The 14,454-nt window shown below is 57.3% G+C and carries 12 protein-coding genes; 6 read left to right on the top strand and 6 right to left on the bottom strand.

Features of this window, described 5'->3' with window-relative positions:
• Window positions 1-11 precede the first annotated feature (11 nt).
• Together GOV53_RS05425 and GOV53_RS05430 are read left to right on the top strand one after the other, a co-directional pair.
• A complete protein-coding gene (locus GOV53_RS05425; protein WP_170464640.1) occupies window positions 12-551 on the top strand; it encodes an RNA polymerase sigma factor in 540 nt (179 codons plus the stop codon).
• A complete protein-coding gene (locus GOV53_RS05430) occupies window positions 548-2,467 on the top strand; it encodes a VWA domain-containing protein (protein WP_170464641.1) in 1,920 nt (639 codons plus the stop codon). Before GOV53_RS05425 ends, GOV53_RS05430 begins: the two co-directional genes overlap by 4 nt.
• A 40-nt stretch (window positions 2,468-2,507) precedes the next feature.
• Here the strand turns inward: GOV53_RS05430 and GOV53_RS05435 are convergent, their stop codons facing one another.
• Genes GOV53_RS05435 through GOV53_RS05450 form a run of 4 tightly spaced genes read right to left on the bottom strand, consistent with a single transcriptional unit; the run spans window position 2,508 to window position 6,406 of the window.
• Window positions 2,508-3,158, bottom strand: a complete 651-nt coding sequence (locus tag GOV53_RS05435; RefSeq protein WP_170464642.1) for an ABC-type transport auxiliary lipoprotein family protein — start codon at window positions 3,156-3,158, stop codon at window positions 2,508-2,510.
• The gene (locus tag GOV53_RS05440; RefSeq protein WP_170464643.1) at window positions 3,155-4,471 is read right to left on the bottom strand and encodes an MlaD family protein; all 1,317 of its coding nucleotides are present in this window, start codon (window positions 4,469-4,471) and stop codon (window positions 3,155-3,157) included. The genes GOV53_RS05435 and GOV53_RS05440 overlap by 4 nt, the downstream gene beginning before the upstream one ends.
• A gap of 5 nt (window positions 4,472-4,476) precedes the next feature.
• Window positions 4,477-5,292: an ABC transporter ATP-binding protein gene (locus GOV53_RS05445; RefSeq protein ID WP_170464644.1), complete on the bottom strand. Its 816-nt coding sequence runs from the start codon at window positions 5,290-5,292 to the stop codon at window positions 4,477-4,479.
• A gap of 1 nt (window position 5,293) precedes the next feature.
• Window positions 5,294-6,406 (bottom strand): ABC transporter permease, encoded by a 1,113-nt coding sequence (locus tag GOV53_RS05450; protein ID WP_254439195.1) that lies wholly within the window; start codon window positions 6,404-6,406, stop codon window positions 5,294-5,296.
• Between the two features lie 263 nt (window positions 6,407-6,669).
• Here GOV53_RS05450 and GOV53_RS05455 point away from each other — a divergent pair, with 263 nt between their 5' ends.
• The 4 genes from GOV53_RS05455 (at window position 6,670) to GOV53_RS05470 (ending at window position 11,357) form a co-directional block, all read left to right on the top strand.
• On the top strand, window positions 6,670-8,202 hold the full coding sequence (locus GOV53_RS05455; protein ID WP_170464646.1) for an alkaline phosphatase family protein: 1,533 nt from the start codon (window positions 6,670-6,672) through the stop codon (window positions 8,200-8,202).
• Window positions 8,203-8,332: 130 nt separating this feature from the next.
• Window positions 8,333-10,198, top strand: a complete 1,866-nt coding sequence (locus tag GOV53_RS05460) for a PAS-domain containing protein (RefSeq protein ID WP_254439196.1) — start codon at window positions 8,333-8,335, stop codon at window positions 10,196-10,198.
• Window positions 10,198-10,896 (top strand): response regulator transcription factor, encoded by a 699-nt coding sequence (locus GOV53_RS05465; protein WP_170429183.1) that lies wholly within the window; start codon window positions 10,198-10,200, stop codon window positions 10,894-10,896. Before GOV53_RS05460 ends, GOV53_RS05465 begins: the two co-directional genes overlap by 1 nt.
• A 212-nt stretch (window positions 10,897-11,108) precedes the next feature.
• The gene (locus tag GOV53_RS05470; RefSeq protein ID WP_170464648.1) at window positions 11,109-11,357 is read left to right on the top strand and encodes a hypothetical protein; all 249 of its coding nucleotides are present in this window, start codon (window positions 11,109-11,111) and stop codon (window positions 11,355-11,357) included.
• 14 nt (window positions 11,358-11,371) lie between these two features.
• On the opposite strand, the gene GOV53_RS05475 is transcribed toward GOV53_RS05470, so the two are convergent.
• A complete protein-coding gene (locus GOV53_RS05475) occupies window positions 11,372-12,688 on the bottom strand; it encodes an HlyD family type I secretion periplasmic adaptor subunit (protein WP_170464649.1) in 1,317 nt (438 codons plus the stop codon).
• Window positions 12,688-14,409, bottom strand: a complete 1,722-nt coding sequence (locus GOV53_RS05480; protein ID WP_437436790.1) for a type I secretion system permease/ATPase — start codon at window positions 14,407-14,409, stop codon at window positions 12,688-12,690. Before GOV53_RS05480 ends, GOV53_RS05475 begins: the two co-directional genes overlap by 1 nt.
• Window positions 14,410-14,454 lie beyond the last annotated feature (45 nt).

The raw sequence follows: 14,454 nt of genomic DNA on the forward strand, positions 1-14,454 counted from the left end.
TCGTGATGCGCATGACAACATCGGATGAAGACCTGGCCAAAGCCGCTGCAGAAGGGGACGCTGACGCGTTTTCCACCCTTTTGCAGCGCCACTACGATCGGATCTATCGTCTGGCGTTTCGTCTGACAGGACGGGCGGATCAGGCCGAGGATCTGACCCAAGACATCTGCGTGGCGTTGCCCGGCAAAATCCTTGGATTCCGAGCTCAGGCAAAGTTCACGACCTGGCTGTATCGAGTTGTGGTCAATGCCGCCGAAGATGCGCGACGACGCAAAGCGAGCTACAGTCGCGCCGCCTCAGACTGGGGCGATGTCGAACAGATGCGGCGCGCCGAAGCTGCAGACGCGGCCGAAGCGCTGGATTGGTTGCAGCGCGCCATGCGCAGTCTGCCGCCGGAGCTACAGGACACTCTGGCGCTTACGCTTGAGGACGAGATGACCCATGCCGAAGCTGCCGCAGTTTTGGGGGTGTCCGAAGGCACCGTGTCCTGGCGGATGTCCGATATCCGCAAACGCCTGCGGGCCCTGCGACAAGAGGAATTGGCACAATGACCGATGATCTCGAGGACTTCAAAACCCTGATGGACGCGGCGACCACGGCACCGGATGCCGCACGGCGGGCCGCGAATCTGGAACAGGCTCAGAAAAACTTCGCACGTGCCCAAGGATCACCTGCCGGAATGCGTCCGACTGTTAAGCGGGGCCTTTTGGTCCGCATAACAGAAGGAGCCAAATCCATGTTGAATGCTTTGTCACATCGCGGTGCTCTGACCGCCACGACTGCAATTGCCGCCGTTGCACTGATCATGATCGTGCCGCAGGCCCGAGATATCGCCATAAGCCCGCAATCGCGCAGCGAAAGCCGCGTTGCCGCACCCGAGGCCGATCTTGCAGAGTCCCTTATCGAAGCCCCGGTGATTGTCGAAGAAAGCGAGGCACCCGCCCAGTCCAAGGTCGCAGCGCCCCAATTCGGCATAGCGGGTGGCATGGCAGGAAGCAGCGTGGGTTTGCGCGCGATGTCGGACGAAGTCGCCGTGGCACGGGTGCGGCCTGAGATCGGCGTTGTCCCCGAACCTGACACTGAGGCGTTTGCCAACGCTGAAACCAATCCTCTTAAAGTCACCAGCGAAGAGCCTGTGTCCACCTTTTCGATCGACGTTGATACGGCGTCCTATGCGATTGTCCGGTCGTCTCTGATGCGTGGTCAACTGCCGCCGAAACAGGCCGTCCGGGTCGAGGAGATGGTAAACTATTTTCCGTATTCCTATCCTGCACCAGAAGGGGACGCGCCCTTCCGGCCTACGATCACAGTGACGCCGACGCCATGGAATGACGGCACACAGCTTGTTCACATCGGCTTGCAAGGGGCTTTGCCGCAGATCGAGGATCGACCACCTTTAAACCTCGTCTTCCTGATCGACACATCCGGATCCATGCAAGATGAAAACAAGCTGCCTCTGCTTAAACAGTCCTTCCGCCTTTTGCTGTCTGAACTCCGGCCGGAAGATCAGGTTTCGATCGTGACCTACGCTGGCAGCGCAGGTCAGGTTCTGGAGCCGACGGCAGCATCTGAGCGTGAAAAGATATTTAGTGCGCTCGACAAATTTGCAGCAGGGGGTTCGACCGCCGGTCAAGCCGGTTTGCAGCAGGCCTATCAGGTGGCTGAAAGCATGGCTGCAGACGGAGAGGTCACACGCGTTATTCTGGCCACGGACGGTGATTTCAACGTTGGGCTGTCTGACCCGGATGCGCTCAAAGACTATATTGCGCGCCAACGGGACAGCGGCACATTCCTGAGCGTTCTGGGCTTTGGGCGGGGCAACCTTGACGACGCCACAATGCAGGCTCTGGCTCAGAACGGGAATGGGCAGGCCGCCTATATCGACACGTTGAGCGAGGCGCGTAAAGTATTGGTCGATCAATTGACTGGCGCTTTGTTTCCGATTGCGAATGACGTCAAGATACAGGTCGAGTTTAACCCGTCGCAAATCGCCGAATACCGCTTGATCGGCTATGAGACCCGCGCCCTGCGCCGCGAAGACTTTGCCAATGACAAGGTCGATGCCGGAGACATCGGCGCGGGTCACGCGGTGACTGCGATTTACGAAGTCACCCCGGTCGGCTCTGATGCGATCCGCAATGATCCGTTGCGCTACGGCACGCAAAAGGTGGGGGGCGGATCGGATGAGATCGGGTTTTTCAAGCTGCGCTACAAAACGCCTGGGTCAGACAAAAGCCAAATGATTGAACAGCCCATTTTTTCAGCGCACGGCGACGCTTCTGACGACGTGCGTTTTGCGTATGCGATCGCGGGGTTCGGGCAGCTATTGCGCGGTGGCGCGTACCTGAATGACTGGACATACGAGGACGCAATTGCACTGGCAAACGCGGCGCGAGGCGAAGACCCGTTCGGCTATCGCGCCGAAGCAGTCACTTTGATGCGGTTGGCTGAAACGCTTTCGCGGTGAGACTCGTCGGCGGGGTGAGGTGTCGCGCAGCGCCTCGCGGTCAAAATGATCTCTGAGTGCTGGCCGCGTGGGAATTGATCCTGCGCACGCTCCATTCAACAGCGTCTCGCATGGTTCTTCCCAAAGCTTCATCGAAGGCTCTCACAAGATCCGGGGTCTTATCGCTTGCTGCGACGACATATTCGCGGAACGAGTCTGAGGCGATGATCTTGTCTTCGAATTCATCGATGATCTTTATGTTCATGCGAACTTCGACGCGAATGGCCGAAGACCCGTCGGCGCCCGCGACAACAAGGCCCTGAAATTCCCGCAGATCGGGCACAATGACATAGTCGGCCCGCAGTCCCACGGTAGAGCGCCCGACAGCGGCAACCTTGCCACTATTCTCAAAACTTTCGACAAGCAGCGCCTGAACGATCAAGGGGGCGCGGTCTACCCAACGGGCGCGCGGCAAATACTGCACCTGCAGCGGCGTTGGCTGAATAGCGATCTGATCGGTGTTGACCGCGGCGGTCGCGGTCGGCTCCTGTACAACGATCTGTTTTTGAATTCGCGGTAAGGACGACGAAAACGTACTTTTTGGTGTCAAAAGATACAAATCGTTCGGCTTAGATGCTTGACGCAGAGTGCCCAGACCCGTGCATGCACCCAGCGACACCAACGCCAGAACCAATAGAAACAGCCTGATCATTGGCGAAACTCCGATGCTTGGGTTCCCAGCAAAAAGCGTGCCGGGTCGCGTTCCAACTTGTCGACCAGCCGATCCAGGCTGATGACCAGCCGCTGTGACTCTTCAACAAATCGCGTGAACTGAGGAAGTCCAACGCGCAGGAAGTCTGACAGTTGCCGCCGGTTGTCCTGAACGATGCCATCGATGGTCCCGATCAGATCGGATGCAGACCGCGACGCGCTGAGGATATCGGTCGAGATGGCGTCCAGTTTCTCAGTCACGTTAGACACTGTAGTCGCGATTTGATTGGCGGCGTTGCGGATGTCGTCCATGACTGCACCAACATCATTGTTGATTACGTCATTGGCCGAGTCGAACGCACGCTCTGCGGAAGCCAAGGTGCTGTTTGCGGTCTCCATCGCGGCCGACACCGAGCCGAGCGTCTTGTTCGCATTCAAAAACGTTTCTGTGGCCGTTGCCAGGGCAACGCTGCCTTCATCAGATAGATCCGTCAGACGTTCGGCCAGTGTGGAAGCCCGTTCGATAAACGGCTTCACATCGTCACGAATAACCTCGTCCGCCGTTTCAATTGTGGTCTTGGCGCTGTCCAAGGCCGCGGTCGCAGACTCAGATGCAGTTTGCACGCTTTTGAGTGTCTCGGTTCCTGTTGTCAGGGTCGTCTCAGCCGTATCGGCCAGGGTTTCAAGCCGGGTTGTAAAGTCGCCCAGTTGCCGGGCTGCACCGCCCAGATCGGTCGAAAGGCTTTCAAAGTCCGACAGCGTCTTATCCAGCCTTCCAGAAGCCGATGCCAGGTTGTCCAGAATCTCGCTAACGGATTGGCGATTTTTGTCGTCCACGACCTGATTCAGGCTTTCAAGCAGGGTGACTGCCTCATCAAGCACCTTGGGGGCCCCTTCAAACAGGGATTGAATAGCGCTGCGCTTGCTCTTAATGACGCTGTTCTCCGGCAAGCGCCGGTCGCCGCTTTTGCCACCTGTCAATTCCACATAACTGACACCGGTGACACCCAGAGACTGGAGCTGCGCAATGGTTTCTTCGGTGACCGGGATGTCAGCGTCAACCTCTAACCTGACCCGAACTTTTGACGGATCATCATCGTCGAGATTCAAAGAAATCACCTGACCTACAGGCAGACCATTGAAGCTCACCCCACCCGCTGCAGACAGGCCGGATACGTTGTCAAACAGAACATCGTAATAGGCGTATTGCCGCGACACCTCGAACTTGGCCAGCCAAAGGAAAAAGCCCAGGGCACCAAGGATGCCCGCAATGGTGAACGCACCGATCAGGATATAGTTTGCTCGGGTCTCCATAGCCTTTACCTGTCCTGCCCCTTCTCTTGCGCCGCGCGGGCCCGGGGGCCGGTGAAATATTCCTGCACCCAAGGATGGTCGACTTTGGTCATTTCTTCAATCGGACCTTCAACCAGCACGCGTTTTTCTGCGAGAACTGCGACCCTATCGCAAATGGCGTAAAGGCTATCGAGGTCATGTGTGACCATAAACACCGTCAAGCCCAAAGCATGCTGCAATTCGCCGATCAATTCGTCATAGGCGGCGGCTCCGATCGGGTCGAGACCGGCGGTGGGTTCATCCAGGAACACGATTTCGGGGTCTAACGCCAAGGCGCGGGCCAAGGCCGCGCGCTTGCGCATCCCTCCGGACAATTCGGATGGAAGTTTCCCGCAGCTGAGTTGCGGCAGGCCAACAAGGCTGATCTTCAGGTTGCCAAGCGCGCACATCAGGCTTTCGCTGAGCCCCGTATGCTCGCGCAGCGGCGCCATTACGTTCTGCAAAACTGTCAGTGACGAGAACAACGCTCCGTCCTGAAACGCGACGCCCCAACGGCGTTCGATCCGACGGCGCTCATCTTCGGGGCCATTCAGAACATCAACGCCCAGAACCTCGATACTGCCGGCGGCTGGTTTGTTCAGGCCGACAATCGTGCGGAGCAGTACGGATTTCCCTGTTCCCGACCCGCCTACGATGCCCAGCACTTCGCCACGCCAAACATCGAGATTCAGGTCCTGATGCACCACTTGTGGCCCGAACTGGTTTGTCAGGCCCCGGACACGGATCACTGCCTCGCGCTGTGCGTCCGACTTTGAAGATTGCTCAAGTGTCGTGCCGTCCATGTCAGACCCCCAACACCGAGAAGAAGATCGAAAACAGCGCGTCCAGCGCGATGACCATGAAAATCGATTGTACCACGGACGCAGTCGTTCGCTGCCCGACACTTTGCGCCGACCCCTTGACCTGCATCGCTTGCCAGCAGGCGATCACGCCAATGACCAGGGCAAAGAACGGGGCTTTAATCATGCCAATGGCAAAGTGCCAAATGCCCGTGTTCTCTTTCAGCCGAGTGATGAACATTCCAGGACTGACTCCCAGGTCGATCCAGCTCATTAATCCGCCGCCGAACAGGGCAGCGATGTCGGCAATAAACCCTAGGATTGGCAGCATGATCAAAAGGGCCACGACTCGCGGGATCACAAGCACTTCGACCGGGTCCAATCCGAGCGTCCGCATCGCGTCGATCTCTTCCTGAACCTTCATAGAACCGATGGCCGCCGTAAAAGCCGAACCGGATCGACCTGCAACGATGATCGCGGTCAGCAGAATACCCAACTCGCGCAGAACAGAGATCGAGATCAACTCGACCACGAATATCTCGGCCCCGAACTGTTTCAACTGGGTTGCCCCCTGAAACGCCAGCACGACACCAATCAGGAACCCCATCAGAGCAACGATGGGGATGGCTTTGAACCCGGTTTCTTCCATCTGCGAAACCAGGGCGGCCCTACGCAACCGGCGTGGCATCACAACGGTGCGGGCCAGACGGTGCAATGTCAGACCGAAAAAATTCAGCAGTGACAGGCCATCCTTGCCAGCCTGCACCGTACGCTCGCCCACACTCGCGACCCAATCAGTGAAACTGCGTTCTTCAGCTTCTACGCCGGGGTCATCCGGAATGTTTTCCGCAACAGTTTCCAGCAACGCAGAATGCGCGGGCTTCAACCCTTCGTACTGCACGGTCGCACCATTGGCTCGGGCGCGGCGCGCCAGGTCGGCGATCAACCAAGCTCCTCCCGTGTCCAAGGCACTAATTTGTGACATATCGACGGTCAGCGTTGAACCATCCGCGCGAAACCCGGCAAACGCGTTTTCGACTTTGTCCAATGACTGAGTCAGCAGATCACCCGAGACCCGTAGGTAAACGCCATTGGCGTTCTGGTCCGACTGTATCATTGGCTGTGTCATGGGCGTATGTGATGTCAAAGGGCTTTGACCTGCAACGGGTTTTTGCGATGGATCCCGTAAATGTCGCGGGCAATAGCGTTGGGGCGACAATATCTGAGACAAAATTTCCCTGATGAGCCTCAGTCTTCAAAACAATCCCGGTTCGAGTGACCAAGCAATAACGTGTTGGCGCGCGAGTAAGTAGTTGCCGGGCCTTTTGATCCGCTCCAGAGTTCGCCCTGCACCAAACCGGTGGAATCAGGGAGAGCGACATGCCGGACACCAAGAATGTCCTGTTCATTATCATAGATCAGTTGCGCGCGGATTGTTTGAACGGTGCGTTGGCAGCCCATGTCGAATTGCCAAATCTGCGTGCTTTCATGGACGAGGCAGTGACTTTCGATCGCCACTACTCGGTGACCAACCCCTGTGGCCCGTCGCGTGCGTCGATCCTGACGGGGCAATATGCGATGAACCATCGCTCGGTGCGCAATGGAACGCCGCTGCGGCACGATACGCCGAACCTTGCAACCGAAATGCGCAAGGCGGGGTATCTTCCAATGCTGTTCGGCTATACGGACACTTCGGCTGATCCCCGCGCGCACGACCACAACGATCCGATCCTTAAGTCCTATGAACGGCCAATGGCTGGATTTGAGGAAGTCCTCGAGATGCGGTTGGAGGAATCCTATCCTTGGCGGGCGTACCTGATGGAAAAAGGGTACGCGTTTGATGATTACTGGGACGTTCACAAGCCGGTGTCGCCTGAAGGTAAAAAACCGCGGTTGAACGATCCGGCGCTCTATCGCGCCGATGACAGCGACACAGCCTTTTTGACGGATGTGTTTTTGAAAAGTATGGCCCCGCGTGTCGGCGAAGGTTGGTTTGCGCATCTGACTTACATCCGGCCCCATCCGCCACTGGTCGCGCCGGCACCGTATAACGCCATGTATGACCCGACGACGCTGCCTCGGCCCGCTGGTTCGACCGACCCGGCGGACGAGCTGGCGATGCACCCATTCTTTGGCCCTGCAATCGACAATTCGACAATCGGCGATTTCGTTCTGGGTTTTGACGCAGTTGAGCCAACAGTCGAAAACATCCAGACATTGCGCGCTGTTTATCTGGGGCTCGCGACCGAGGTCGACCACCATATTGGCCGCGTTATCCAGTTTCTGAAAGACAGTGGGCAGTATGAAGATACGTTGGTCGTGATCACCGCAGATCACGGTGAAATGCTGGGCGACCGGCACAGTTGGGGTAAAATGACGGTCTATGATGCCGCATATCAAACCCCTTTGATGATCCGCATGCCGGGCAATAAAACGCGGGCTGGATCAGTGGTCTCGGAGCCGACGGAATCCGTAGATATCACGCCGACAATCTTGGACTGGATCGGCCAATCGATCCCGAACGCAATGGACGGTCGTTCCTTGTTGCCATTGCTGCACGGGCAGCCGCCTGAGGATTGGCGGACCTATACTTTCAGCGAACTGGATTTCGCAGAACCCGAGCAGCCGACCCTGTGGCAGCAAGAGTTGGGCACGGGCAACAGTGACTCTTGTCTTGGCATTCTGCGGGACGACCGTTTCACTCTGGTCGAGTTCGCGGCGGATCTTCCGCCGATGTTGTTTGATCACAGCAAAGACGGAGAATTGCAGAATGTTGCCGAGGTTCCAGAATATCTGACGGATTTGACGCGACTAAGTCGACAAATGTTGCGGCACCGGATGCGAAATATGGATCATACGCTGTCGTTGGACTCCATCACAGCCGAAGGTCCAAAGTCCAAATCCCGGTATTGATTGCCCCACGCTGCCAGCGCGCGACCCCAAAGTGTCGCGCGCTTGCCCCCTACACCTGAAACAGATCAGGTGTTACGCATATGTCGCGGAGAGGGTGAACTTGGAAATAACCGAACAACAGATCAAGTCCATGACAACAGCCGGTCTGAACCTGATCGGGCAGGCGCTGTCTATCTATGATAGCCAATTGCGGCTGGTGGTCAGCAACCGACCGTTTCAGACAATGTTCGACCTGCCGGACCATCTTGTTCAACCCGGTGCCTTGTTCAGCGATACGATCAGATTTTTGGCGTCGATCGGTGACTACGGCGAGGTCGAAGATATTGAAGAGGTCGTCGATCTGCGGGTCAAACAGGCGCTCGCTTTTGAACCTCATTACATCGAACGCGTGCGGGCCAATGGTCAGGTCATTTCGGTCGAGGGCGCGCCTTTGCCCAAAGGCGGTTGGGTGGCGGTCTATACGGACATCACTGACACGAAACAGGCCGAAGCTCTGTTGCGTGCCCGTTCAGAAGAATTGTCGGACCAATTGCTCGGCAGGGCCGAAGAACTTTCGGCTGCAAACCGCAAATTGGCGGCGACCAATGCGGCGCTGGAAGAGGCCAAACGCCAACTGACCGAAATCGAAGCGCGCACTCGCATGACGACCGAGATGATGCCGGCCCATATCGCCCATCTGGATTCTGAGGGCCGGTATGACTATTCCAATCGGCGGCTTAACTCCGTGATGCCCGGCCGCCCTTCCGAGATATTGGGAATGCATATCTCTCAGGCCTTGGGTTCTGTTGCCTATAACCGCGTCGAAACTCACTTGCATAAAGCCTATGGAGGTGAGGTATCGGTGTTTGAGTTTACGGAAGATCAGGACTCAAGACGTATCCGAGTGTCGTTTACACCCGATGGCGAAGGCGGCGTTTACGTAATGTCCGTTGACATCACCGAAGAAACCCAGGCTCGGGTTGCCCTGCAACAGACCCGCCGCAGGGCGATGGCTGCGCAGATGACAAACGGACTTGCGCATGACTTCTCGAACCTGTTGACCATTATTCTGGGCATGCAATCCCGGTTGGAAAAAATGGGACTGTCCGAAGACGCCCGAGAGTTGGTTGCCGCAACCCAACAGACCGCCCGACGGGGCGGGCAGTTGCTGAATCGAATTGCCGACATGACCGGAAACCGAACCCCGCAGCCCAAAGCGACAGACATGCGCGGTTTGTTGGAGGATTTGCGGATTTTGGCATCGCCTTCGTTGCCGCGCGGCGTCGGTTTGTCCGTGGTCAACACGCTGCCAGACAAGGCGCTTATGCTGGATCCCGGGATGGTTCAGGACGCGCTGCTCAATTTGGTGCTGAACGCGCGTGACGCCTGCGGAGAATCCGGGCAAATCACAATCAGTGCTCACACCATTGGCGGGATTTGGGTCGAAATCGCTGTATCGGACACCGGCCCCGGGTTTTCGCAAGAGGCACTTGAAAAGGCACTGAACCCGTTCTTTACAACCAAGGGCGATAAAGGATCAGGCTTGGGACTTCCGATGGTCTATGACACCGTCAAATTGGCTGGCGGTGATCTGAGTCTGCGGAACACACCCTCCGGCGCATCTGTTGTGCTGCGCTTGCCGTACCGGCCGGCCCCTCCGGTTCAGGACGGATTGGTTTTGTTGGTCGAAGACAGCGACGACCTGCGCAGCCAGTTTCGGGATATGTTGGTCGAGCTTGGTTTTGCGGTGATTGAAGCGACCTCGTTTGACGAGGCGTTCGTCCTGACAAAGGATGTCAGTGACATTGCCCTTGTACTTTCCGATATCAGACTTGAGGGGCAAGAAACCGGCTTGGACTTGCTGGCGAAGCTTGATCCTGCATTGCCCTGTATTCTGATGACATCCTTGCCATATTCCGATCCGCTGCATCGCGCGGCGCTGCAACGCGCGCCTGTGCTTCGCAAACCATTCACGCGGGCGCAGCTGTCCGCCCTGATCCAAGACGAGGCCGCCTGATGACTCAACCACTGGTGACCATCGTCGATGATGAACCCGAAATTCGGCGTATTCTGACCGATGCGCTTGAGGATGCCGGTTTCCGAACCCAGAGCTTTTCCCGCGCGCGGGAATTTGAAGCTTCGCTGAAACGCGTCACACCGGATGTGTGCCTCGTGGATTTGTCTCTGCCGGATACCGACGGGTTGGCACTGGTTCACAGGCTGGCGCTCGAGCAAGGCGCGGCGGTCATTATCATATCCGGCCGCGCTCAGGTACAAGACCGCGTTACCGGTTTGGAGCTTGGGGCGGATGATTACATCACCAAGCCGTTCGATCCGGTCGAGGTTGTGGCGCGCGTCCGCGCCCGATTGCGATCACCAAGGGTGCAGGCCGCACAGTCGGATGTGGCGCGTTTCAATGGTTGGACCGCCTATTTCGACCGCTACATTCTTGAAGACAGTTCAGGGGCAGAAACCCCGTTCAGCCATGCTGAAGGCGAAGTGTTGAGGCTGTTTCTGGAAAGCCCCAAGCGTTTGATCAGCCGTGCGCAAATGCAAGAAGCTTTGGGGGGTGCTGCAGGCGAAAGTTTTGACCGCGCAATGGATGTCAGGATCTCGCGTCTGCGGACAAAATTGGGAGAAGACCCAAAGAATCCCAGGCTAATCAAAACAATCTATGGTGCCGGATATATTTTCCTCGGTGATGTCGACTGGTGAGGTGGAGCGGGCGTTGACCCGCGCTTCGACTCAGAATGAGAGGCCTGTAAGCTATTCTCGCAGCGCACGATCCTTGATCTTGATCACCGGCTGCAGAAGATAGTCCATCACGGTTAACCCCAACCGGTGGCGCAACCATAACCGCCCGCGCGCACAGTAACGAGAGGTTTGATCTTGACTTACATTGTGGTCGCTTCGAATGTGAGTTCGATATGATTAAGTCCTACTCCACTGCGAGCAAAAAGATTAATGCGTTGGATGCGTTGTCGATCCTGCAAGTGGCCGTTGGTCAGCCGACAGCGGCCCAGCCGGAATGGGTGTTCATCGACTCGAACGCGGACCTGTCGGGGATCACCCGGAACAACGTCTCATACGATACTGGTGTCGATGTGACGGCCGTGGACAGCGTAATAACAGTCGATATGACCTCGATCCTGCTGGGAAACCTCGAAGCCCCCTGACGCGGGTCGGGCAATCATTCCCTGAACGCCCGGTTGAAGTAATCCGCCAAAGGCTTCACGAGATAAGAAAGCGGTGTCCGCTCATCTGTTTTGATCAGGGTCTCAACCGGCATACCCGGCAGCAGTTCCTGACCGTTCAAACGCTCGACCTGACCTTTTTGCGGCACGACTTCGGCGCGATAGAACGTCTGGCCCGTGTTGTCGTCGGTGAACGTGTCAGCGGAAACGGTGACGACCAGCCCGTCAATTTCAGGAGTTTCACGCTGGTTGAATGCAGGAAAACGCAACAGTACTGGCTGGCCCACGTGCAACTGATCGACGTGAATCGCATCGACCCGCGCTGCGACCAGCAAGGGTGTGTCCTGAGGTACAAGATACATCATGGGTTCGGCAGGTTGTATCACCGATTGAAGGGCAAAGACCTGGCTGCCGTAGACGGTACCCGAAACCGGGGCGCGAATGTCCAGTCGAGACAGGCGTGTGTCCAAAGACAGGCGGCGCTCGGCCAGCTCTGAAATCTGCGATTGAATATCCCGCAGGGTCGAGATGGCCTCTTCCCGTCGGGTTGCTTCCAGTTCCACTATCGCAATCTCAGTTCCCGAAATCTGGCCTTTAAGGCGTGCAACAGCGGCTTCCAATCGACCGATATCACCGGTCAGGCTCGCCTCTTCGCGCAGCAGGGCTGATACACGGCTCGCCTGTGTGAGGCCGCGCTGGAACAGGCTTTGCTGGTCTTCCAACTCTTCCTGAATCAACTCGACCTGACGGCGCAGCGAGACCAGTTGCGCCTCGGTTCCTGCAATTTCGCTTTCGATCTGGATGGTTTGTTTGCTTAGCTGTTCGGTTTGCTGGTTCAACGTGTTCAGTCGCGCCTCGAACAGGCGCTGCTGACCGGCAATCAAATCGGGGTCGATGTTTTCCTGTTGCTGTATCTCGGCCAGTCGAACGGCCAGCGCCTTGGCATCCGCGCCATCGCGTTCGGCTTCCAGCCGTGCCCGACGGGCCAGCAGTTCGAACAGTTGCGCTTCGACGATGGTTTTTTCAGAGGACAAGAACGTATCGTCCAGCCGCAACAGCAGATCGCCATTGCTGACCGCATCCCCGTCGCGCACATAGATTTCGCCCACAACGCCACCATCGGGGTGCTCGATCACTTGGCGATTGCTTTCGACTTCGATGATACCCTGCGAGATGATTGCACCCGCCAGTCGGGTGTTAACTGCCCACAGGCCCAAGCCGCCGACAAGAATACCCAAGGCCAGAAAGCCAACCAGCGCGGGGATCGTGATGCGCCATACCGGGCGCGAAGTGTTTGCCGCTGTGTCCTGCATCAGTTGCTTGCCTTGCTGAGATTGCGCTTGATCGATCCTGCGTTTTGCACGACGGCGCTCAACACCTCATCCCGCGGTCCGGCTTTTACCACCTGACCGCGCTCGACGACCACAAGGTCATCGCATTCCGAAATGGCTTGGGGTCGGTGGGTCATGATGATCGCGGATTTGCCTTCGGCCTTAAGCCCTCGGATGGCGGCGTTCAGCGCCTCGGTCCCATCTGCATCCAAAGCCGAGTTCGGCTCATCCAGGATCAGCAAGACCGGGCTTCCGTACAAGGCGCGCGCAAGGGCGATCCGTTGTTTTTGCCCGCCCGAAAGCTGACTGTCATTGCCTTCCAGAATGGTGTCATACCCTTTTTCCAGCGTCAGGATCAACTCATGCGCGTTGGCTTTCTTGGCGGCTGCGACAACCGCGTTTGGATCGGGGTCTTCGGACATGCGCGCGATGTTTTCCGTGACCGTTCCGTTGAACAGCGTGACCTCTTGCGGCAGGTACCCGATATGCTGACCCAGATCGGTTGGGTCATATTGATCAAGTGTTGCGCCGCCTAAACGGATTTCGCCTGCGGCGGGTTTCCAGATACCCAAGAGCGCTTTGGCCAACGTAGACTTGCCCGATCCGCTTTTGCCGATCACGCCTAGTGCCCGTCCTGGCGAGAGGTTGAGCGAGACATTGCGCAGAGTCGGCGTCTCTGCACCGGGTGGGATCACGGTTACACCTTTGGCGGTCAGTTGGGCCTCGGGTACTGGTAGTTTGGTTCGGGGCATCTCGGGCGGCGTGGCATCGAGAAACCGATTCAGCGACGCCCATGCTGTTCGGGCGCGTTCAACGACGCCCCATTGTCCTACGACCTGCTCAACTGGTGCCAACGCGCGTCCTAGCAAGATCGAACCTGCGATCATCGCGCCGGGGGTCAGTTCGTTGCGCAACACAAGCAAGGCCCCAAGTGCCAACATCGCGGATTGTAGGAACAGGCGCAGGGATTTAGTCACAGAAGTAAAGCTGCCGGTCCAGTCACTGGCGGCAATCGTTTGTTGCAAGGCGTTTGTGCGCTGCCTTTGCCACCGCCGGGTAATGTCTTCTTGCATCCCTTGTGCACGGACAACCTCGGCGGCTTGTCTGGCATGTTCCGAAAAGTTGTTGGCCTTGGCGGACGCAGATTGTGCCAATGCAACCTTGCGGCGCGTCATCATCTGGTTGAGCAGGGCTATGACCACCAAAAGCGAGCCGCCCGCCACGGCCAGCCAACCCAGAAGGGGATGGAACAGAAATATCGCGGCCACAAAAACCGGCGTCCAGGGGATGTCCATGACTGCCAAAAGCACCGGCGATGAACACAGGTTCTGGATCGACTCCAGATCCCGCAGCGCTGTTGCTGGTGCCGCACGAGCGCGGGGGTGCAGCGACCGTCGCAAGGTTGCATCGAAAACGCGTTCATCCAGTTGGGACTGAAAACGCGCTCCAAACCGCGCAACAATCCGGCCGCGCGCATAGTCGAGCATCGCCATAAGGCCGTACAGCAACGCCACCAACAGAAACAGTGCCGCCAAAGTCTCAACAGCCCGAGACCCCAGAACGCGATCATAGACCTGCAACATGAACAGCGGGCCAGTCAGCATCAGCAGATTTACGAAGATACTGAACAGAAATGCGAGCGCCAGGAACGTGATCCCCTGATTACGCGCGGATTGCATTTCACGTCTGGGCCGCGCGGCCATGCGATTCTCAGTATTCACGAACAAGGGCTTTCGAATTTGTTGCTC

Origin of the sequence: Ruegeria arenilitoris, assembly GCF_013035315.1 — a bacterium.
Taxonomy (GTDB): domain Bacteria; phylum Pseudomonadota; class Alphaproteobacteria; order Rhodobacterales; family Rhodobacteraceae; genus Ruegeria; species Ruegeria arenilitoris_D.